General features: G+C 53.9%; 1 protein-coding gene. It reads right to left on the bottom strand.

Annotated features, from left to right (window positions below):
* Positions 1-621 (bottom strand): MFS transporter (locus ACTHTS_RS10920; protein ID WP_440370044.1); only part of this gene is annotated, 621 nt, incomplete at both ends.

The raw sequence follows: 621 nt of genomic DNA, 5'->3' as shown, positions 1-621 counted from the left end.
GATTTGGCGAGACTGTGGGAGATGTATTGCCAGTAGATGAAGAGTGCGTACCATTGGAAGAGATAAACCGAAGCGAGCTGCCACAAGGGTTTCGGCATGTCTTTAATAGCATGGTAAATTTCTTTAACGGCTTCAACAGGACCGCCGGATTGGGCTTTAATCGCCGCCAGCTCTTCAGGAGACGGCTCATGTTCGGGGGTGGACAATACGGTCACTAAAACAGAGCCGATGGAGCAGACGGCGCCAATATAGAACGAGCCGAATACCCAGTAGGGGATGCCCGCTTCGGAGGTTTGGTTCAACCAGTCGATTTTCTTGAAGGCATAGAGCGATATGTTGGCAAGGGTAATGCCCAAGCCGGTAAACACGGACTGCATCAAAAAGCCGGTGGATTGCTGGCGTTCGGGAACGGTATCGGCGATGAAGGCGCGGAAAGGCTCCATGGCGGTATTGTTGCTGATGTCTAAGAGCCACAGCAGCAATACGGCAACCCACAATGCGGTAACGTGCGGATAGAAGAACAAACACAAGCTGCAACCGATGGCGCCGAGCAGGAAATACGGACGGCGGCGGCCGAGTCCGGGAATCCATGTACGGTCGCTCATGGCACCGATAAGGGGC

Origin of the sequence: Neisseria sp. P0019.S003, assembly GCF_051957115.1 — a bacterium.
In the GTDB taxonomy this organism is placed as follows: Bacteria; Pseudomonadota; Gammaproteobacteria; order Burkholderiales; family Neisseriaceae; genus Neisseria; species Neisseria flavescens_D.
This window is presented reverse-complemented; position numbering and strand designations above follow the sequence as displayed.